This window comes from Tropicimonas sp. IMCC34011, assembly GCF_003390865.1.
Taxonomy (GTDB): domain Bacteria; phylum Pseudomonadota; class Alphaproteobacteria; order Rhodobacterales; family Rhodobacteraceae; genus Tropicimonas_B.
On sequence record NZ_QMEJ01000002.1, the window covers coordinates 56,917 to 77,284 of the forward strand.

The 20,368-nt window shown below is 66.7% G+C and carries 19 protein-coding genes and 1 tRNA gene; 9 read left to right on the top strand and 11 right to left on the bottom strand.

The window, feature by feature from the left end; genetic code table 11:
- Positions 1-206: 206 nt before the first annotated feature.
- The 5 genes from DQG15_RS06640 to pdxH all read right to left on the bottom strand — a co-directional run bounded on the left by DQG15_RS06640 (position 207) and on the right by pdxH (position 6,500).
- On the bottom strand, positions 207-3,854 hold the full coding sequence (locus DQG15_RS06640) for a vitamin B12-dependent ribonucleotide reductase (protein ID WP_116083862.1): 3,648 nt from the start codon (positions 3,852-3,854) through the stop codon (positions 207-209).
- A gap of 644 nt (positions 3,855-4,498) precedes the next feature.
- Positions 4,499-4,575 (bottom strand) — tRNA-Pro (locus tag DQG15_RS06645).
- 56 nt (positions 4,576-4,631) lie between these two features.
- Positions 4,632-5,108 (bottom strand): DUF192 domain-containing protein, encoded by a 477-nt coding sequence (locus DQG15_RS06650; protein ID WP_116083864.1) that lies wholly within the window; start codon positions 5,106-5,108, stop codon positions 4,632-4,634.
- Positions 5,108-5,656, bottom strand: a complete 549-nt coding sequence (locus DQG15_RS06655; protein WP_232830750.1) for a cold-shock protein — start codon at positions 5,654-5,656, stop codon at positions 5,108-5,110. The genes DQG15_RS06650 and DQG15_RS06655 overlap by 1 nt, the downstream gene beginning before the upstream one ends.
- A gap of 220 nt (positions 5,657-5,876) precedes the next feature.
- Positions 5,877-6,500: a pyridoxamine 5'-phosphate oxidase gene (pdxH, locus tag DQG15_RS06660; protein WP_116083868.1), complete on the bottom strand. Its 624-nt coding sequence runs from the start codon at positions 6,498-6,500 to the stop codon at positions 5,877-5,879.
- A 194-nt stretch (positions 6,501-6,694) separates the two neighbouring features.
- Here pdxH and fabI point away from each other — a divergent pair, with 194 nt between their 5' ends.
- Together fabI and gpt are read left to right on the top strand one after the other, a co-directional pair.
- Entirely contained in the window at positions 6,695-7,528 is an 834-nt protein-coding gene (gene fabI / locus DQG15_RS06665; RefSeq protein WP_116083869.1) for an enoyl-ACP reductase FabI, read from the top strand.
- Between the two features lie 12 nt (positions 7,529-7,540).
- Positions 7,541-8,041, top strand: coding sequence for a xanthine phosphoribosyltransferase (gene gpt, locus DQG15_RS06670; RefSeq protein WP_116083871.1), 501 nt, complete (start codon positions 7,541-7,543; stop codon positions 8,039-8,041).
- A gap of 82 nt (positions 8,042-8,123) precedes the next feature.
- Here the strand turns inward: gpt and DQG15_RS06675 are convergent, their stop codons facing one another.
- On the bottom strand, positions 8,124-8,381 hold the full coding sequence (locus tag DQG15_RS06675; protein ID WP_116083872.1) for a hypothetical protein: 258 nt from the start codon (positions 8,379-8,381) through the stop codon (positions 8,124-8,126).
- Positions 8,382-8,444: 63 nt separating this feature from the next.
- On the opposite strand from DQG15_RS06675, the gene xth reads away from it, so the two are divergent.
- Complete coding sequence (gene xth, locus DQG15_RS06680) at positions 8,445-9,224, top strand: exodeoxyribonuclease III (protein ID WP_116083874.1); 780 nt, start codon at positions 8,445-8,447, stop codon at positions 9,222-9,224.
- Positions 9,225-9,314: 90 nt separating this feature from the next.
- Here the strand turns inward: xth and DQG15_RS06685 are convergent, their stop codons facing one another.
- The gene (locus tag DQG15_RS06685) at positions 9,315-10,244 is read right to left on the bottom strand and encodes a class I fructose-bisphosphate aldolase (protein WP_116083876.1); all 930 of its coding nucleotides are present in this window, start codon (positions 10,242-10,244) and stop codon (positions 9,315-9,317) included.
- Positions 10,245-10,353: 109 nt separating this feature from the next.
- Positions 10,354-11,532 (bottom strand): phosphoglycerate kinase, encoded by a 1,179-nt coding sequence (pgk, locus tag DQG15_RS06690; RefSeq protein ID WP_116083878.1) that lies wholly within the window; start codon positions 11,530-11,532, stop codon positions 10,354-10,356.
- A 156-nt stretch (positions 11,533-11,688) separates the two neighbouring features.
- On the opposite strand from pgk, the gene DQG15_RS06695 reads away from it, so the two are divergent.
- Positions 11,689-12,189, top strand: a complete 501-nt coding sequence (locus DQG15_RS06695; protein ID WP_116083879.1) for a peptidylprolyl isomerase — start codon at positions 11,689-11,691, stop codon at positions 12,187-12,189.
- Positions 12,182-12,745, top strand: coding sequence for a peptidylprolyl isomerase (locus DQG15_RS06700; protein ID WP_116083881.1), 564 nt, complete (start codon positions 12,182-12,184; stop codon positions 12,743-12,745). Before DQG15_RS06695 ends, DQG15_RS06700 begins: the two co-directional genes overlap by 8 nt.
- A gap of 64 nt (positions 12,746-12,809) precedes the next feature.
- Here the strand turns inward: DQG15_RS06700 and DQG15_RS06705 are convergent, their stop codons facing one another.
- Complete coding sequence (locus DQG15_RS06705) at positions 12,810-13,724, bottom strand: glycosyltransferase family 2 protein (protein WP_116083882.1); 915 nt, start codon at positions 13,722-13,724, stop codon at positions 12,810-12,812.
- Between the two features lie 101 nt (positions 13,725-13,825).
- Here DQG15_RS06705 and DQG15_RS06710 point away from each other — a divergent pair, with 101 nt between their 5' ends.
- The 4 genes from DQG15_RS06710 to DQG15_RS06725 all read left to right on the top strand — a co-directional run bounded on the left by DQG15_RS06710 (position 13,826) and on the right by DQG15_RS06725 (position 16,617).
- Positions 13,826-14,956 (top strand): carboxylate-amine ligase, encoded by a 1,131-nt coding sequence (locus tag DQG15_RS06710; protein WP_116083884.1) that lies wholly within the window; start codon positions 13,826-13,828, stop codon positions 14,954-14,956.
- A 128-nt stretch (positions 14,957-15,084) separates the two neighbouring features.
- Positions 15,085-15,663 (top strand): L,D-transpeptidase, encoded by a 579-nt coding sequence (locus DQG15_RS06715; RefSeq protein ID WP_116083886.1) that lies wholly within the window; start codon positions 15,085-15,087, stop codon positions 15,661-15,663.
- A gap of 64 nt (positions 15,664-15,727) precedes the next feature.
- Positions 15,728-16,261 (top strand): hypothetical protein, encoded by a 534-nt coding sequence (locus DQG15_RS06720; protein ID WP_116083887.1) that lies wholly within the window; start codon positions 15,728-15,730, stop codon positions 16,259-16,261.
- Positions 16,258-16,617 carry a hypothetical protein gene (locus DQG15_RS06725; protein ID WP_116083889.1) on the top strand — a complete coding sequence of 120 codons (360 nt, stop codon included), beginning with the start codon at positions 16,258-16,260 and terminating at the stop codon, positions 16,615-16,617. The genes DQG15_RS06720 and DQG15_RS06725 overlap by 4 nt, the downstream gene beginning before the upstream one ends.
- Positions 16,618-16,639: 22 nt before the next feature.
- Here DQG15_RS06725 and uvrA read toward each other — a convergent pair whose 3' ends face one another.
- Together uvrA and DQG15_RS06735 are read right to left on the bottom strand one after the other, a co-directional pair.
- On the bottom strand, positions 16,640-19,504 hold the full coding sequence (gene uvrA / locus DQG15_RS06730; protein ID WP_116083890.1) for an excinuclease ABC subunit UvrA: 2,865 nt from the start codon (positions 19,502-19,504) through the stop codon (positions 16,640-16,642).
- Between the two features lie 155 nt (positions 19,505-19,659).
- Positions 19,660-20,358 carry an outer membrane protein gene (locus DQG15_RS06735; RefSeq protein WP_116083892.1) on the bottom strand — a complete coding sequence of 233 codons (699 nt, stop codon included), beginning with the start codon at positions 20,356-20,358 and terminating at the stop codon, positions 19,660-19,662.
- Between the last annotated feature and the right edge of the window lie 10 nt (positions 20,359-20,368).

Consider the following 20,368-nt stretch of genomic DNA (forward strand, 5'->3'; position numbering starts at 1 on the left):
GGGTCCGCAGTTTCATGCATGAACCGCGCGTCCCATCCATATGCAAAAGGCGCCGGAGCAGCCGCCCCGGCGCCTCTATCACCGCCTTTCAGAGAGCAGCCCAGGGGCTACAGGCTTTACGTTTCGCCCTTGAGCCCCTTGCGCAGACTTATGCGTCCGTCTGCGCATTCATCTGCTTTCTCTGACCCTGTGTCCGCGGGATCGCCTCAGCTGCAGCCGGACGTGCCGCCGCAGGTGTTGCACTTCATGCAGGTGCCGTTGCGGACAAGCGTGTAGTTGCCGCATTCGCCGCAGGCTTCGCCCTCGTAGCCCTGCATCCGCGCCTTCGCGCTGGCGTCGATGGGCGCGGGCGCTGGCGTCGCAGCGCCGGGCTCCAGCGCGCCGTCGATATCGAGCCCGGTGGCGAGAGCCGCCGCCGCCGCGCCGCCCTGCAGCACCATCAGGTCCTGCGGAAGGCGCTTGCGCAGGTAGCCGGTGGAGCTGATCTGCTTGAGGACTTCGAGGGATTTGGAGGCGGCATTCTCCGAGGAGCTGGCACTGCCCGGCTTCCCCTCCTCCTCGCCGCGGCCGATGTCGTCGAACGTCGCGCCCTGCGGTGCGACATGCGCCAGATCGGTCCGGTCGAGATAGGAGACGGCGAGCTCGCGGAAGATGTAGTCGAGGATCGAGGTCGCGTTCTTGATCGTCTCGTTGCCCTGCACCATGCCGGCCGGCTCGAATTTGGTGAAGGTAAACGCGTCCACGAACTCCTCCAGCGGCACGCCGTATTGCAGGCCGACGGAGACCGCGATGGCGAAGTTGTTCATCATCGCCCGGAACCCGGCACCTTCCTTGTGCATGTCGATGAAGATCTCGCCGAGCGAGCCGTCGCCGTACTCGCCGGTCCGGAGATAGACCTTGTGACCGCCGACGATGGCCTTCTGCGTGTACCCCTTGCGGCGCTCGGGCATCTTCTCGCGGTGGGAGCGAACGATTTCCTTGACGACGACCTTCTCGATCACCTTCTCGGCCAGCACCTGCGCCTTCTGCGCCGGCGTGCCCGTCTCCAGAACCTCGGCCGCCTCGTCGTCATCCTCGACGAGCGCGGAGGCCAGCGGCTGCGACAGCTTGGAGCCGTCGCGGTAGAGCGCATTGGCCTTGGTGCCGAGGGACCACGACAGCTCGTAGGCCTGCTGGCAATCCTCGATCGTCGCATCGTTGGGCATGTTGATCGTCTTGGAGATCGCGCCCGAGATGAAGGACTGCGCCGCCGCCATCATGCGGATGTGGCTGTCCACCGAAAGATACCGCTTGCCCTTCTTGCCGCAGGCATTGGCGCAATCGAAGATGTGGTAATGCGCGGGGTCAAGGTGGGGCGCGCCTTCCAGCGTCATCGTTCCGCAGACGTGGTCGTTCGCCGCCTCGACCTGCGCCTTCGTGAAACCGAGATGCCGCAGAAGATCGAAGGACGGATCGGAGAGCTTGCCCGCCGGTATGCCGAGAACATCGGTGCAGAATTCTGCGCCAAGGGTCCACTGGTTGAAGACGAAGCGGATGTCGAAGGCGGAGGGCAGCGCCGCCTCGATCTTCTCCAGTTCCGCCCTGCCGAACCCATGCCCGAGAAGCGCGGTGTGGTTGATGCCGGGCGCATTGCCCAGGGACGCATGGCCCACCGCGTAGGCGACGATCTCGCCGATCTGGCTTTCCGAATAGTTCAGATGCTTCAGCGCGGCCGGAACCGACCGGTTGATGATCTTGAAGTAACCGCCGCCCGCGAGCTTCTTGAACTTCACGAGCGCGAAGTCCGGCTCGATCCCCGTCGTGTCGCAATCCATCACGAGGCCGATCGTGCCCGTCGGCGCGATGACGGAGACCTGCGCGTTGCGGAAGCCGTGCTCGGTGCCCAGGCGCTCGGCCTCGGCCCAGGCCTCCCTGGCGAGGCCGACGAGATCCCGCTGCGGGCAGTCGTCCTGAGCGAGCGGAACCGGCAGAACCTCCAGCCCCTCGTAGCCGCTGCTTTTGCCCTCCGCCGCGCGGCGGTGATTGCGGATCACCCGGAGCATGTGATCGGCGTTGCGGGCATGGCCGGGGAACGCCCCCAGCTCGCCCGCGATCTCCGCGGACGTGGCGTAGGATACGCCCGTCATCAGCGCCGTCAGCGCGCCGCAGATCGCCCGGCCCTCCTCGCTGTCATAGCCGTAGCCGAGGTTCATCAGGAGCCCGCCGATATTGGCATAGCCGAGGCCGAGCGTCCGGAAATCATAGGAGCGCTGTGCGATCTCCTTCGACGGGAACTGCGCCATCATCACGCTGATCTCGAGCGTCAGCGTCCAGAGCCGCGTGGCATGCATGTAATCCTCGGCCTTGAATCTGCCGCCCTCAAGGAAGGTCAGCAGGTTCATCGAGGCCAGGTTGCAGGCCGTATCGTCGAGGAACATGTATTCCGAGCACGGGTTCGAGCCGCGGATCTCGCCGTCCTCGGGGCAGGTATGCCAGGCGTTGACGGTGTCGTGAAACTGGATGCCGGGATCGGCGCAGGCCCATGCGGCATGGCCGATCTGCTCCCACAGATCCCGCGCCCGGATCGTCCTGGCGACCGTGCCGTCGGTGCGGCGGATGAGCTCCCACTCCGCATCCTCGCGCACCGCCTTCAGGAAGGCATCGGTGACCCGGACGGAGTTGTTGGAGTTCTGCCCGGAGACCGAGGCGTAGGCCTCGCTGTCCCAGTCGGTATCATAGGTCGGAAACTCGATGCTCGCGTAACCCTGCCGCGCATATTGCAGCACGCGGTTGATGTAGGTCTCGGGGATCGCGTTGCGCTTGGCCGCGCGGATCGCGGTCTTCAGCGCGGCGTTCGCGGCCGGATCGGTCGCGCCCTCCTCCGTGCCGTCGAACTCGCGGATCGCGGCGAAGATCTCGTTGAGCCGGGCTTCGTGCATCTTCGAGCCGGCGACGATGGAGGCCACCTTCTGCTCCTCGCGGACCTTCCAGTTGATGAAGTCCTCGATATCGGGGTGGTCGGCGTCGCAGATCACCATCTTGGCGGCGCGCCGCGTGGTGCCACCCGACTTGATCGATCCCGCCGCCCGGTCGCCGATCTTCAGAAAGCCCATGAGGCCGGAGGACTTGCCGCCGCCGGACAGACGCTCCCCTTCCCCCCGGAGCGAGGAGAAGTTGGTGCCGGTGCCGGAGCCATACTTGAAGAGCCGGGCCTCGCGGACCCAGAGGTCCATGATCCCGCCTTCGTTCACGAGGTCGTCCTTCACGGACTGGATGAAGCAGGCATGGGGTTGCGGATGCTCGTAGGCACTCTTGGAGCGGGTGAGCTTGCCGGTCCTGTAGTCGACATAGAAATGTCCCTGCCCCGGACCGTCGATCCCGTAGGCCCAGTGCAGCCCGGTATTGAACCATTGCGGGGAATTGGGCGCGCCGCGCTGCGTCGCGAGCATGTGGCGCATCTCGTCGAAATAGGCGCGCGCATCGGCCTCGGTGGTGAAGTAGCCGCCCTTCCAGCCCCAGTACGTCCACGCGCCGGCGAGCCGGTCGAACACCTGCCGTGCGGAGGTTTCGCCGCCGAACCGCTCCTCCTCGGGCATTTCGGCAAGGGCTGCCTCGTCGGGCACGTGACGCCACAGGAATTCCGGGACGTCCTTCTCGCGGACAGGTTTCAGCGCGGCGGCGACGCCGGCCTTGCGGAAATACTTCTGGGCGATGACGTCGCCGGCCACCTGGCTCCAGAAGGCGGGCACGTCGATGCCCTTGAGGGAGAAGACCACCGTACCGTCGGGATTGCGGATCTCGCTCGCCGTCGTGGTGAAGGCGATGCCGTCATAGGCATCCCTGCCCGCCACCGTGTATGTCCGCTCGATCTTCATTGCCCTGTCTCCATCCTTGCCTGTCCCGTCCCTGTGCCCGTCCCCGACCCCGGAGGCGGTCTCTTCCCGCCGATCCGTCCTGCGCGAGACGAAACGCCGCCACCCGCCGCCCTTGATCAAAAGGGGGCGCGGCTCCTGGTCCGGCAGGAGAGTGGCGCTCTAGCGCGTCGGATCGTCGTGCCGGCCGGGTGCAATCTCTGGCTCACCTGAAGGGCCTCGCCGCGTGCGACCGATACCCACCAGATATAGTGCGCCCCAAGCCGGCTTGCACAAGGTGCCGTGGCTTTCCCAAGCCTTCAACTGATTTTTGAACTTGACCGGCATTTACCGGATACGGCCGATTCAGCCACAGATCGTACGGTCAGGGCCGGCGCGGGCGCGCTCGTCGCAACCGGTTAAACGGCCGTCCTTTTTCGGGGTGTTCTCCACACTTCTGCACCGGGGCCTGTGGAAAAGTCAGGGCAGCCGGGTCACACCGCTGCGCGCCTCGCCGCCTCCGAATCGCGCGCAGAGGAGCGATTCCGCTTGCGCCCACCGTTTCATCTTTCCCTGAAAATACCCCCGCCGGAGGCATCGACGCGCCGCAACGAGAAACGGCGCCCGATGAGGGGGCGCCGCGTGGGATCAGGACATCTTCTGAAAAGTGGTCGGGGCGAGAGGATTCGAACCTCCGACCTACGGCACCCAAAGCCGCCGCGCTACCAGGCTGCGCCACGCCCCGACGGGGGTCTTCCTAAGCCGGGGCGGCGCGGTTGGAAAGCCCCGGGATCGAGCTTGTCACTCGCAAGGCCACGCGGCCTCCTCGCCGAAGGCCGGGTGGCGCATCTGGGATCCCTCTTCGATCCCGAGCGCCTCAGCGAGGCCACCGTTGATCTCGAGGACGGCATAGACCCCCTCGCCGCCATCGATCGGCGTCTCGTCATGCGGGACGGCATTGTCGTGCACACGCGTGACGATGCCGTCCGGCCCGACGAAGACCATGTCGAGTGGGATAAGCGTGTTCTTCATCCAGAAGGACGCGCGCTGCGGTGCATCGTAGATGAACAGCATTCCCTTGCCGCGGGACATCTCTTCCACGAACATCAGGCCCTTCGCCCGCTCCGCGGGATCGTCGGCAACATCGACGCGGAAGCGCGCCTGTCCCCAGTCCCCGCGAAGCTGCACCTGCGCCGGATTGCAGACAACCTGCGCGGACGCGGCTCCCCCACCGGCAAGCAGAGCGGCGAACCCTGCCGCTAGACCCAACACACGCATCACTCGTCCTCTCCCTGCTGCTCTTCCCTTGTGGCCCGTTCCCAAGCCGCGACCTCGACGGCCATCTTGCCGCGCGGACCCTCGGCGGATCTCAGTCCCACCGCCTCGCCCGGCTGCAGATCGGCAAGGCCGGACCGGCGCAGCACATCCATGTGGATGAAAACATCCTCCGGGCGGCCGAAGACGTTCGCGAAACCGAAGCCTTTCGCCTTGTCGAACCATTTCACGCGCGCCGGCTCGAGGGGAAGCCCCGGCTCGATCTCGACGGGCGCGCCGGCACGATCCTCGCCGGTCGCCTCGGGATCGAGGTCGGCGGTGATGTCCAGAACCTCGACAGCCTGGCGGCCGCGTTCGGTCTCCTGCACGCGGATGACGACGCGGCTGCTGTCCGCGACGGAGCTCTGACCGAACATGCGCAGCACGTTGGCATGAAGCAGGATATCCGCTCCGCCCTCGTCGGCGACGACGAAGCCGAACCCCTTGCCGGGGTCGAACCATTTCACCCGGCCTTCGAGCTCAGCGCCGTCCTTGCGCGCGTCACGATCCAAGTTCTCTTTCGGCGTCTCGGCCATAAATGCGTCCGTGCCCTTTGCTTTCCTATCCGGGCGCGAAACCCTCGCGCCATCGCCCCAACGATCGGCAACAGAAAAAAACAGCCCAGAAACACAGGCGGTTCTTATCTGTCGCATACCTGCGTGGCGAAATCTGGGCTTGCAAGCGGACGCTAACGTCAAGCAGCGAACCATCGCTTATGGCGTAGGCATGACGTTACGGATTGAGGCGCATGACCTCCCAGGCCGCGCCATCCTGCCCGGCATTTAATCTCCAGCGGAAACGATCGTGCAGCCGGAACGCGCCATCGGCCCAAAATTCGATCTGAACGGGCCTGATGCGGAACCCGCCCCAGAACGGCGGCCGCCCGGGATTCGTGCCCTTGGAGGCGGTGATCTCGGCGACCTTCGCCATGAGGGCGGTCCGGGACTTGAGCGGCTGGCTCTGTTCGGAGGCCCAGGCACCGAGGCGGGACTGAAGTGAGCGACTGGCGTAATAGGCATCCGCCTGCGCACCATCCTCGCGCTCGACATGGCCGCGCACGCGGATCTGGCGGCGCAGGCTCTTCCAATGCATCACGAAGGCGGCGGTCCCCGTGGCATCGATCTGCGCCGCCTTGGCGGAGCCGTAGTTGGTGTAGAACACGAAGGCGCCGTCCGTCCCCTGCCCCTCGATCTCCTTCAGAAGGACCATGCGCGCATCTGGCATGCCGTCCGCGTCCGTGGTGGCGAGCGCGATGGCGTTGGGATCATTGGGTTCGCTCTCGGTCGCCTCCTTCAGCCAGGCCCGCGCGATGGCGAAGGGGTCGTCGCCTGCAAATTTGCCGCTTCTGTCCGCCATGGGGACCCGTCCTTTCGCCCAGAGAAAGCTCTTCGGCCCTCAGCTAATGCGGCAGGCGCCACTTCGCCAGCCTCCCCTGCCCCTCGCGATCCCTCGCCGAAACACCGCGGCACCGGGCAGCCGCAGTCTTGAAACCGGGCAGATGGATCGACTAAAGGGGCGGGACGTACCGACAGAGCGAGAAGGATGAGCTTATGGCAGGTCTGATGGAAGGCAAGCGTGGGCTCATCATGGGCCTCGCCAACGACAAGTCCATTGCTTGGGGAATCGCGAAGGCCTGCGCCGATGCCGGCGCCGAGATCGCGCTCACCTACCAGGGCGATGCCTTCAAGAAGCGTGTCGAGCCGCTCGCCGCGCAGCTCGGCTCCACCGTGCTCGCCGATTGCGATGTGTCCGACGAGGCCTCGCTCGACGCGGCCTTCGCCAAGGTCGAAGAGGCTTGGGGCGGGATCGACTTCTACGTCCACGCCATCGGCTTTTCCGACAAGTCGGAGCTGCGCGGGCGCTATGTCGACACCTCCCGCGAGAACTTCCGCAACTCGATGGACATCTCGGTCTATTCCTTCACCTCCTGCGTGAAGCGCGCCGAAGCCCTGATGACGAAGGGCGGGTCCTGCCTGACGCTGACCTATTACGGCGCCGAGAAGGTCATGCCGCATTACAACGTCATGGGCGTCGCCAAGGCCGCGCTCGAGGCCTCGGTGCGCTACCTCGCCGACGATCTCGGCCGGAAGGACATTCGCGTGAACGCGATTTCTGCCGGCCCGATCAAGACGCTGGCCGCCTCCGGCATCGGCGATTTCCGCTATATCCTGAAGTGGAACGAGCTGAACTCGCCCCTGCGGCGGAACGTGACGCAGGCAGATGTCGGCAAGTCCGCGCTCTACCTTCTGTCCGATCTCGGCTCCGGCGTGACCGGTGAGGTCCACCACGTCGATTGCGGCTACCACGCGATCGGCATGAAGGCGGTGGACGCGCCCGATATCGACACCACAGGCAGCGGTGCGACCCTGCCCAAGGACGGCTGAGGAGCATCGAGGATGGACCGTCTGCCGCACGAGAAGGGTTTCCACGTCTCCTGGGACCAGATCCACCGCGATTCACGGGCGCTTGCCTGGCGGCTCGACGGGCACGGGCCGGAGAACGGCCACTGGCGCGCCGTCGTCGCGATCACCCGCGGCGGCATGGCCCCGGCGATGATCGTCGCGCGGGAGCTCGACATCCGCACCGTCGATACGATCTCGGTGAAATCCTACGATCACCAGTCCCAGCGGGAGGCGCGGGTGCTGAAGAGCCCCGATGCCGAGCTGATGGGCGACGGGACGGGGATCCTCGTCGTCGATGACCTCGTCGACAGCGGCAAGACTTTGGAGCTCGTCCGCAAGCTCTATCCGGGCGCCCATTGCGCCACGGTCTATGCCAAGCCGAAGGGGCGCGACCAGGTCCAGACCTTCATCACCGAAGTCAGCCAGGACACCTGGATCTTCTTCCCCTGGGACATGGCGATGCAGTACGTCCCGCCCTACCGCGGCACCGACTGACTTCGGGACGGACGCATTTTTGCGACGCTTTCTTCGCCTCCGGCGGGGGTATTTCGGGAAAGATGAAGCTGGCGGTCGCGCCTCAGGCGCGGTCGATCACGCGCAGGGTCGTTCCGTCGCGCTCCACCCTCCAGCTCTTTTCCGCGATCGGCGTTCCTGCCGCGGTCCGGTGCGCCTCGAGCGTCAGGACCCCATCCTCGATAAAGCCTCCGACCGCACCCCCGTCCGAAAACGTCGCACGGATGGCGACGCTCTCCGGCGGCTCCGCGTCGAACGTACCGGCGGCGCCGGGATAGAGATGCGTATGGGTGAAGGACAGGTGGTATGCAGTCTCCGTCATGGCAGGTGAAGTAGCGTCCTGCGGTGGCTTGCCCAGCGGGGCGGGCTCGGGCATAGCGGCGTCATGCGTATCGCGACCTTCAACATCAACGGCATCAAGGCGCGCATCGGCGCCCTGACCGACTGGCTCGACGAAGCCGAACCCGACGTTGCTCTCCTCCAGGAGATCAAGTCGGTGGACGAGGGCTTTCCGTCCGAAGCTTTCGAAGACCGGGGCTACAATGTCGCGGTTCACGGGCAGAAGGGCTTCAATGGGGTCGCGATCCTGTCGAAGCTACCGCTAGAGGACGTCACCCGCGGCCTCCCCGGCGATCCGGAGGACGAACAATCCCGCTGGATCGAGGCGGTTGTGGGGGGCGAGACCCCGCTGCGCGTCTGCGGCCTCTACCTTCCCAACGGCAATCCGGCGCCGGGCCCGAAATACGACTACAAGCTGGCCTGGATGGAGCGGCTGGAGGCCCGTGTGCGGACGCTTCTGGCGGATGAGGAGGCGGCCGTGATCGCGGGCGACTACAACGTCATCCCGCAGGACGAGGATGCCGCGCGGCCCGACGACTGGCGCCGTGACGCCCTTGCCCTGCCCGAAACCCGCGCCGCCTTCCGCCGGCTCCTGAACCTCGGCCTGACGGACGCGTTCCGCGCGCGCAATGCCGGGCCCGGACATTACTCCTTCTGGGACTACCAGCGCGGGTCCTGGGATCGAAACGACGGGATTCGCATCGATCACCTGCTTCTGACGCCGCAGGCCGCGGACCGCCTCATCGGCTCCGGCATCGACAGCGCCGTGCGGGGCCGCGAGAAGCCGTCGGATCACGTCCCGGTCTGGGCGGATATCGAGGGCTGAGCCGCTCGCCGGCCGGTCCGGTTCGCCTCACCCGACGAAAAAGACCGGCCCCACTGGCCGGTCTTTTCCTGCGGATGGATCAGGCGGCGATCACGCCTTGCCCTTGTAGATGTCCACGATCTTGCCGAGCATCTCGAGCGCTTCCTCGCGGGGGCGCTGGAAGGTGTTTCGCCCGATGATCGAGCCGTTGCCGCCTCCGTCCCGGATGGCGCGCGCGTCGTCGTAGATGCCGTCCGCGCCCTTCTTCGCGCCGCCAGAGAACACCACGATGCGGCGGCCGTCGAAGCTCGCCTGCATGCAATGCTTCACGCGGGCCGCCTGGGTTGCGATGTCGATTTCCTCGTCCTTGTAGACCGCCTTCGCTTCCTTGAGCGACAGGTGGTCCGTCGACAGCTTGATCTTGATGATATGCGCCCCGACGAGGGCGGCGATCTGGGCGGCGTAGGCGGCGATATCGATGGCGGTCTCGCCGTCCTTGTCGAGCGCCTCGCCACGGGGATAGGACCAGATCACGGTGGCGATGCCCTTGGCGGCGGCCTCCTTCCGCATCTCCACGATCTCCTCGAACATGCCGACGGCCGCGTCCGACCCTGGGTAGATCGTGAAGCCGATGGCGGAACAGCCGAGGCGAAGCGCGTCGTCCACGCTGGCCGTGACGGCCTGATCCTTGCCCGCGGTCGAGGACATCAGCGAGTTGGCGGAGTTGGCCTTGAGGATCGTCGGGATCTGGCCGGCGAAGGTATCCGCGCCGGCTTCGAGCATCCCGAGCGGCGCCGCATAGGCGCTGAGCCCGGCATCGATCGCGAGCTTGTAGTGGTAGTGCGGGTCGTAAGCGGCCGGGTTCGGCGCGAAGGACCGTGCCGGCCCGTGCTCGAAGCCCTGGTCGACGGGGAGGATCACCATCTTTCCCGTTCCGCCGAGGCGCCCGTTCATCAGCATCTGGCAGAGGCGGGCTTTGACGCCGGGCGTCTCGCCTTCGTAGTTCGCCAGGATGCGGCGCACGGTCTGGGTGGCTTTCATGGGGGTCCTCCGGGGGTGTCTTCTGACTCTGCGACAAGGGGTAGGGTTGCCTCAAACCCGAGACAACCCTGCTAGCGCAAACGCCCGCCATATAAGGAAATTGGGCGCCTCAGCCCCCGAGCGCGGCGACCCCCGGCAAGGTCTTGCCTTCCATCCATTCCAGGAACGCGCCGCCGGCGGTGGAGACATAGGTGAAGTCCTCCGCCACGCCGGCCTTGTTGAGCGCCGCGACCGTGTCGCCACCGCCGGCGACCGAGGTCAGCTTGCCCTCCCGCGAGCGGTCGGCGACGGCGCGAGCGGCCGCGTTCGTGGCCCTGTCGAACGGCTCGATCTCGAAGGCGCCGAGGGGACCGTTCCAGATCAGGGTGGCGCAATCGCCGAAGAGCTCCACGAGACGCTCCACCGTTTGCTCCCCGGCATCGAGGATCATCCAGCCCTCGGGGCAGTCGGCGACGTCGACGCTGCGGCTCTCGGCTCCGGCCTTGAACTCCTGCGCGATGACGATGTCGACGGGAAGGTGGATCGTGCAGCCGGCGCTTTCGGCCTTGGCGACGATCCGCCGGGCGGTCTCGGCCATGTCCCGTTCGGCGAGCGAGGAGCCGACCTCGATCCCCTGTGCGACGAGGAAGGTGTTCGCCATGCCGCCGCCGATGACCAGGTGATCGACGCGGGAGACGAGGTTCTCGAGCAGGTCCAGCTTGGTCGAGACCTTGGCGCCCCCGACGAGAGCGGCGACGGGCCGCTTCGGATCACCGAGGGCGGCCTCGAGTGCCTTCAGCTCGGCCTCCATGAGACGGCCGGCGGCGGAGGGCATCAGGTGCGCGATGGCCTCGGTGGAGGCATGGGCGCGGTGAGCGGCGGAGAAGGCATCGTTGATGTAGACGTCTCCGAGTTCGGCCAGCTCGCTTGCGAAGCCCTTGTCGTTCTTCTCCTCACCGGGATGGAAACGGACATTCTCAAGGAGCAGCACCTCGCCCGCCGGGAGGGCGCTCACCGCATCGGCGAAGCCGCGTGCGGCGAAGCGGACGTTGGCGCCGATCTTCTCCTCCAGCGCCGGCACGATCTGAGCCAGCGACATCTCCGGCACCTCCTTCCCCTTGGGGCGGCCGAAATGCGCCAGGAGGATCGGTTTGCCGCCCTTGTCCATCACGTCCCTTATCGTGGGCACGATGCGCTCGATGCGGGTCGCGTCCGTGACGCGGCCGTCCTCGACGGGTACGTTGATGTCCACCCGGATCAGGACGCGCTTGCCGCCGAGATCCATGTCGTCGATCGTCTTCCAGGCCATTCCGGCACGTTCTCCATCTGCTGTCGGTCACCCTACTTCTACCGCAGTCGGTTCTAGGTTCACACGGCGATTTGCGGCCACCCTGCCCCGTCCCGCCCTTTCGCCGCACCGCCAGCACCGTTAGGGTCCGCCCCGACAGCTTTAAAGGAGGGCCGCATGGCCGACATCAAGGATCCCGAGAACACCGTCATCATCGAGCTGAAGGACGGCCCCGTCGTCATCGAGCTGATGCCGGACGTGGCGCCCAAGCATTCCGAGCGCATGAAGGAGCTGGCCCGCGCCGGCGCCTATGACGGCGTCGTCTTCCACCGCGTCATAGAGGGCTTCATGGCCCAGACCGGCGACGTGAAGCACGGCCACACCGATGGCGATCTGCGCCGCGCCGGCACCGGCGGCTCCGACAAGCCGGACCTCCCGGCGGAGTTCTCCAAGCTGCCGCATGATCGCGGCACGCTCGGCGCCGCGCGCTCGGCCAACCCGAACAGCGCCAACAGCCAGTTCTTCATCAACTTCGGCGACAACCATTTCCTCAACGGCCAGTACACCGTCTACGGCCGGGTCATCGAGGGGATGGAGCATGTGGACAAGATCGCCCGTGGCGAGCCGCCCGCAAGCCCCGACCGGATGATCAGCGTGAAGGTGGCCGCCGATGCGTAAGGCTCTTGCACTAACCCTGGCGCTCGCCGCCGCACCGGCCCTCGCCCAGGAAGACGGCCCCGGCCCGAACCTCGTCATCGATGTCGCCGGCGAGGCCGAGGGCACCGTGGTGATCGACCTCTTCGAGGACGCAGCACCGCAACATGTCGAGCGGATCACGACCCTCGCCGAGGACGGCGCTTATGACGGGATCGCCTTTCACCGGGTGATCGACGGCTTCATGGCGCAGACCGGCGATGTCGAGTTCGGCGGGCCGGATGCGCCCGCGGGCCGCGCCGGCACCGGCGGCTCCGATCTGCCCGATCTTCCGGCCGAGTTCTCGGACCTGCCGTTCGAGCGCGGCACCGTCGGCATGGCCCGGTCGGCCAACCCGGATTCGGCGAACAGCCAGTTCTTCATCATGTTCGCCCCCGCGGGCCATCTCGACGGCCAGTACACGGTCGTCGGTCAGGTCATCGAGGGCATGGATGTGGTCGACCAGATCCGCAGAGGCTCCGGCGGCAATGGCGCCGTGTCGGACCCCGACCGGATGGAAAGCGTGACCGTCTCCGACTGACCCATGACCCGCGGCGGGGCTTGAACCTGCCGCGGGCTGCCACTGGACTGCCGGGACCCGGCGCCTAGCGTCCGTCCGTCGTCTCATAGAGCCTGCTTTCGGCCCCGAACGCCGCCGACGCATGACCCGCCGCGATCCCGAGGCTTCTGATCCCGTCGAGCGCCGGGCCCCTCGCCAGGGGCCACAGAAGGACCCGGAGGCCGCCTCCCGTCCCCCTGAGAACCGCGGCCGTCAGATGCGCGCTCCGCCTGCGCGGGGAGAGGGCAGCCTTGGCGAGTGTCTGCGACCGGGCGCGCCGGAAGATGTAGCCCGCTCTGAGCCGCGAGGCCGGCCATTCGTCCGTCAACTCCGCGGCGGGCACCCATCCAAGCTTGAGCCCTGCCGCCGCCGCGCGCCGCGACAGGTCCGTGTCGGATCCTCCCGTCATCAGGAGCCTCGCATCGAACCGCAGACCGGTGCGCTCCAGTGCCGCGAGGCGCACGATCCAGTTGTTGGTCGGCAGGTCCAGACGCCCGGTTCCGGACGCCCGCCGCGCATCCCGCGCGGCGGCCCGCCGCGCGAGCCACGCGGCTACCTTGGCCTCACGCTCTCCTGCATCCGCCCCCGGAACGGGGCGAACGGGGCCGCCGGCTAGGTCATGGCCGCCCGCAACCGCGCCGTCCCAGAGCGCCGAGATCCAACTCGGCGGCGCCACCTCGTCGTCGTCCACGAAAGCCAGCCACTCCGCGCCGAGCGACAGCGCTTCCTCCACCACCCGGTTGCGCGCATGGGGAATCCCCAGCTTCGGCTCGACCACCACGCGCGCCTCCGGCGCGACCTCCGCCGCGATGCCCGCCGCCAGCCCATCGTCGCCGTTCTCCACCACGAGAAGCACCAGCTCGGCGCCCTCCGGCACCTCCTGTGCGGCGAGGGCGGACAGGCTCCGGCGGAGCGCCAGGGGCCGGGCGCGGGTGATCACGGCGATGACGATGCGGCTCATGCTCCCCGCCTGCCGCGAAAGGAGGCGCCTGTCCAGCGGACCTTGCGCGGTTTCCCCGCCCCTGCGACGCTTTGCGGATGCGCCTTGCGGAGGAGAAGCCGATGGCCGCCGAACCCGACCTCACGATCGGCATCGAGGAGGAATACCTCCTGCTCGACCCCGAGACATACGATCTCGTCGATGCCCCGGACGATCTCGTCGCCGATTGCGAAGCCGCCCTCGGCCAACAGGTCACACGGGAATTCCTGCGCTGCCAGATCGAGGTCGGCACCCGCGTCTGCCGGACCGTGCAGGAAGCGCGGGACGATCTCGCGCGCCTGCGATCCGGGGTTTCGGACTGCGCCCGCGCGCATGGCCTCGTCCCGGTCGCCGCCTCTTCCCATCCGCTGGCGGACTGGACGGCGCAGACCCGGACGGAGAAGGAGCGCTATGCCGCCCTGGAGAAGGACTATTCCGCCGCCGCGCGCCGGATGCTGATCTCCGGAATGCACGTCCATATCGGGATCCCGGACCGGGACATGCGGATCGACCTCATGAACCAGCTGTCCTACTTCCTGCCGCACCTTCTGGCGATGTCCGCCTCCTCGCCGTTCTGGAAGGGACAGGACACCGGCATGGCCTCCTACCGGCTGACCGTGTTCGACAACATGCCCCGGACGGGCCTGCCGCCGCGGCTCGCCTCGTGGAGCGAGTTCTCCCGGATCACCGGGCTTCTGACCGAGCTCGGCCTGATCGAGGACGGATCCCGCATCTGGTGGGACATGCGTCCCTCGGCCGACTTTCCCACCCTCGAGACCCGCATCTGCGACATCCCCGCCCGGCTTGGCGATACCGTGACGCTGGCGGCGCTCATCCGCTGTCTTGCCCGGATGCTCTGGCGCCTCTCGGCAATGAACCAGCGCTGGCGGATCTACGAATCGGTCCTGCTGTCGGAGAACCGGTGGCGCGCGGCACGCTACGGGATGTCCGGCGGGCTGATCGACTACGGACGAGGGGAAATCGTGCCGTTCGCGGACCTCGCGGCGGAACTGGTGGAACTGGTGGCTGAGGATGCAGAGGCTTTGGGCTGCACCGAGGAGGTGCATGGTCTTCTCGATATCTCGGCCCGGGGCAACGGCGCGGATCGCCAGCGCGCGGTCTACGCGAAGGCTCTCTCCGAGGGCGCCGACACGCCCGGGGCTCTGCGCGCCGTCCTTGCCCACCTCGCGGAGGAGTTCACAGCGGATATGTGAGGCATAGGCCGGTTCCGCGCCGTCACATGTCCGTGTCCCCTGGCCCATGAGCGGGCGAGACACTGGCATTCGGCTGGAAAACCTGTATCGGATCGGGTCTGAGCAGTCCCAATTCTGGAGCAGGTGCAATGAACCGCTTCTCCCGTCGCACGATGCTGGCCGGCCTCGGCAGCCTTCCCATCCTTTCCGCGCCCGCCCTCGTCCGAGCGCAGGTGCCGTCGGGCGAGTATCGCTCCGGCGAAGCGCAGCGGAACGCGTCCAGCTTCCGTACCGTCGACTGGAGTGACCACTTCGACAGCCTCGGCGTCGCCTCCATCGTCGTCGATATCACCAGCCGTGCCCTGCACTACTGGAATGCGGACGGCAGCGATTACCGGCTCTATCCGACCTCCGTGCCGATGACCGAGGAACTGACCCGCCGCGGTTACACCGAGATCGTGCGCAAGAAGGTCGGCCCGGACTGGACGCCGACCGAATCGATGAAGGAGCGGGACCCGTCGCTTCCCGACTACATGCCGCCGGGCCCGGGCAACCCGCTCGGCACGCATGCCATGTATCTCAGCTGGCCCGCCCACCTGATCCATGGCACGCACGACACGCGGAAGATCGGACGCCGGGCCTCCTCTGGCTGCATCGGTCTTTACAACGAGAAGATTGCCGAGCTCTTCGAGCTCTGCCCCATTGGAACGCAAGTTCGCCTTGTCTGAGACGGGGCGCTCCGCCGCCCTCGGGGCCGTGGAACGAAGCGGCGGGCCCCGCCGTTTCACCGCCATGGCACCGGTGACATCGCATATTTCTCGTCGCGGCGGCCTTTTGGCCGCCGCTTTCGTATCCGCCGCCCTGATCACGCCGGCCTTCGCGCAAGTGGTCGGCGGCGCGCCAAGCATCGTCTGCACCACCACGGCCTGCGCGAATTCTCCGCCGGAGGCCGGCGAGATCCTGCGGGACCACCAGTCCCGCTCCGATGCGACGCAGAAGATCCTCGACCGCAGCCGCGAGCGGCTTCTGCAATCGGGCCCGGCGCAGAACGATATCCGCCCCGGCCCCCTCACCTTCGACAGCATCCATGTCGGCGATCAGCTCCCGTCGACACGCTACACGATCCTCGACGGGCTGGAGCGTCGGGGCCTGAGGGCGCCCGACGACGGTCGCGTCTGGGCCGAGTATCAGGGACAGACGATCCTCATCGAACGGAACTCCGGGCGCGTGATGCGGCTTCTCGAAGAAGCTGACCAGGAGTTGCCGACATGCCGCTGCGAACGAGAGAGACTGGATCCGGAGCCCTGCCCCTGCGCGCAGCCTTGAGCGCCGCACTGGCCCTCGTGGCCATGCAGGCCTCAGCGCAGATCGCTACTGAACAGACGCTGGACTGCACGCCGGGCTATGTCCCCTCCGGTGAGGAATGCGTGCTTCCGGACGGCTCGATGGACACGGGATCCGTCATCCCTCCGCAGGATCGCGCGGCAGAGCCCGGAGACGTCGTTGACGGGTCCAGCGACCTCGCCCCCGACGGAACCGTGGAGAATTTCGGCGTCGAGACACCCGATATGGATGACGAGTACAGCATCGAGGACGACACGCTCGTCATCGACGACGAGGATGCCGTCGAGGAGGCCATTCCGCTCGTTCCGAATGCCGGCGAGGTCGATCTCACCGACTGAGACGGGACGGGCAGCGGCGGATCTACTCCGCCGCCACCTTCCGGGGAACCAGCATGGGCGCGAGGTAATGGCCGGTATGGCTCGCTTCGACCTTCGCCACGGCCTCTGGCGTTCCGGTCGCAACGACCTGTCCGCCGCCGTCGCCGCCCTCCGGACCGATATCCACGATCCAGTCGGCCGTCTTGATGACATCGAGGTTGTGCTCGATCACGACGACCGTATTGCCCTGATCCACCAGCTCGTGGAGCACCTCGAGGAGCTTCTTCACGTCCTCGAAATGCAGGCCCGTTGTCGGCTCGTCGAGAATGTAGAGCGTGCGGCCGGTGGAGCGCTTGGCCAGCTCCTTGGAGAGCTTGACCCGCTGCGCCTCGCCGCCCGACAGGGTCGTCGCCTGCTGGCCGACCTTGATGTAACCGAGGCCCACGCGCATCAGCGCGTCCATCTTCTCCCGGATCGACGGGACGGCCCGGAAGAACTCCTGCGCATCCTCGACCGTCATGTCGAGAACGTCAGCTATGCTCTTGCCCTTGAACTGGATTTCCAGGGTTTCGCGATTGTAGCGGGCCCCGTTGCAGGTCTCGCAGGTGACGTAGACGTCGGGCAGGAAGTGCATCTCGATCTTGATGACGCCGTCACCTTGGCACGCCTCGCAGCGCCCGCCCTTCACGTTGAAAGAGAAGCGGCCAGGCTTGTAGCCCCGCGCCTTCGCCTCGGGCAGACCCGCGAACCAGTCGCGGATCGGTGTGAACGCTCCGGTATAGGTCGCCGGGTTCGAGCGCGGCGTCCGGCCAATGGGCCGCTGGTCGATGTCGATGACCTTGTCGAGATGCTCCAGCCCCTTGATCGTCTCGCAAGGCGCCGGCGTCTGCCGGGCTCCGTTGAGTTTCATGGAGGCCGTCTTGAAGAGTGTCTCGATGGTCAGCGTCGACTTGCCGCCACCGGAGACGCCCGAGACGCAGACGAACTTGCCGAGCGGGAAATCGACAGTGACGTCCTTCAGGTTGTTGCCGCTGGCCTTGACCACGCGGATCGCCTTGCCCTTGCCCTTCCCCTTGCGACGCTCCGCCGGCACGGCGATCTCGCGCCGCCCGGCGAGGTAATCGCCGGTGACGCTCTTCGGATCGTCGGTGATCTCGGCCGGCGTGCCATGCGCGACGACCTGGCCGCCGTGAACGCCGGCGCCGGGGCCGATGTCGAAGACATAGTCGGCTTCGCGGATCGCCTCCTCGTCGTGCTCGACGACGATCACCGTGTTGCCCTGGTCCCGCAGGTTCTTGAGCGTGGTCAGGAGACGGTCGTTGTCCCGCTGGTGCAGGCCGATGGACGGCTCGTCGAGAACGTAGAGCACCCCCGTCAGGCCGGAGCCGATCTGCGAGGCGAGACGGATCCGCTGGCTCTCGCCGCCGGAGAGCGTACCGGCGTTGCGGGAGAGGGTCAGGTATTCGAGGCCGACATTGTTGAGGAAGCCAAGCCTCTCGCGGATCTCCTTCAGGATGGCGCGGGCGATCTCGTTCTTCTGCGGGGACAGGCTCCCGGGCACGGTCTCGCACCAGTCCGCCGCCTGCCGGATGGACATCTGCACAACCTGGCCGACATGCAGGCCAGCGATCTTCACCGCGAGGGCTTCGGGACGCAGGCGGTAGCCGTCGCAGGTGCCGCAGGGCCGGTTGTTCTGATAGCGCTCGAATTCCTCGCGCACCCAGCTGGAATCGGTTTCCTTGTAGCGCCGCTCGATATTGCGGATCACGCCTTCGAAGGGCCGCGACACCTGGTACACCCGTCCGCCCTCGTCGTAGCGGAACAGGATCTCCTCCTTGCCGGAGCCGCGCAGGATGACCTGCTGGACGTCCTCTGACAGATCCTTCCAGGGCGTCTTCGGATCGAAGCCGTAGTGTTTCGCGATCGCCTCGATGGTCTGCGTGAAGTAAGGGGACTTGCCCTTGCGCCACGGCGCGATGGCGCCCTCCTTCAGCGACAGCGCCGCATCCGGAACCACGAGCCGCTCGTCGAAGAAGAGCTCCACGCCGAGGCCGTCGCAATCGGGACAGGCGCCGAACGGCGCGTTGAAGGAGAAGAGCCGCGGCTCGATTTCGGGGATGGTGAAGCCGGACACCGGACAGGCGAAGTTCTCGGAGAAGGTGATCCGCTCGGGGTCGCCCTCCCGCGGCGCCGTCTCCAGCACGGCGATGCCGTCGGCGAGGTCGAGCGCGGTGCGGAAGCTGTCCGCGAGCCGCGTCTCCAGACCCTCGCGGACAACGATCCGGTCGACGACCACGTCGATATCGTGGCGAAACTTCTTGTCCAGCTTCGGCGGATCGTCCAGCTCGTGGAACTCACCATCGACCTTGACCCGCTGGAAGCCCTGCTTGCGCAGCTCGAGGAACTCCTTGCGATACTCGCCCTTGCGATCCCGGATCATCGGCGCGAGGAGGTAGCCGCGCGTCCCCTCCTCCATCTTCATCACCGCATCGACCATGTCCTGCACCTGCTGCGCCTCGATGGGCAGGCCGGTGGCGGGGCTGTAGGGCGTCCCGGCGCGGGCGAAGAGCAGCCGCATGTAATCGTAGATCTCGGTCACCGTGCCGACCGTGGAGCGCGGGTTCTTCGATGTGGTCTTCTGCTCGATGGAGATCGCCGGAGAGAGGCCGGAGATATGGTCGACGTCCGGCTTCTCCATCATGTCGAGGAACTGCCGAGCGTAGGCCGAGAGCGATTCGACGTAGCGCCTCTGGCCTTCGGCGTAGATCGTATCGAATGCCAACGAGGACTTGCCGGACCCCGAGAGCCCCGTGATCACCACGAGCTGGTCGCGCGGAATGTCGACGTCGATGTTCTTGAGGTTGTGCTCGCGTGCGCCGCGCACCTCGATCGATTTCATCTCTGCCATCGCCTACCCCCGAGGATCCAGTCAGTCTCCAGATAGGCACAGCATAGGAGCACGCCAGCCGCAGGCCAGAACATTTGGAGAACTTCAGACGGTTTTTTAACGAAGTTCGGTATCGGGCGAAAGGTCGCGGGCCACCTCTTTCACGAAAAGGTGCCTCAGAACCTGTGCGTCAGCTTGAGCGAGAAGGTCGTGAGCTCGGCGCTGACGTCCGCCATGTCCCAGTCGTCGTAGGAATGGCGCACCACTTCTCCGCCCAGCGTCCACCCCCGGCGGAGACGCACTTCCGTGCCGGCGGCGAGTGCGAGGCCGGTGGCGGTAAAGCTGTCATCCGTGAAGGCTGCGTCCATCATGTCCCCGTAGGCGCTGAACTTTGCCCGCGCCGGGCCAGCCGCGACATAGACCAGCGCGTCTCCCGCATCGTAGCCAAGTCGCCCCATCAGCCGCGCCGCGTAATCCAACTCCAGGCCGTCCTCGCCGATCGAGATGCGCGTCTCGGTCCGGGTGACGGCCAGTTCGACTCCCCAGACGACCGCCCCCGCCTGCCAATCCCACCCCGCGTGGATCCCGTAGATCGGGGAGCGGTTCTCGATCTCGGGCCCTGACATCTCGGCGCCGGCCAGAAGCGCCGGAAATTGCAGCGCTCCCGGCCCCGTCCGGCGGCGCAGCATGCTCTCCATGACCGGCTCGACGATACCGTCGAACTCGAGACCACCCGCCTCGGCCCCGCCGGCCTGCACGCCGAGATAGGGACCCGCCCATGTCTGGTCCTGGGCCTCCGCCGCCCCCGCTCCGCTCAGAATGGCGCATAGAAGAACGGTCGCACGGATCGCCCGCGCGCTGAATATGCCGGTCATGTCAATAAGT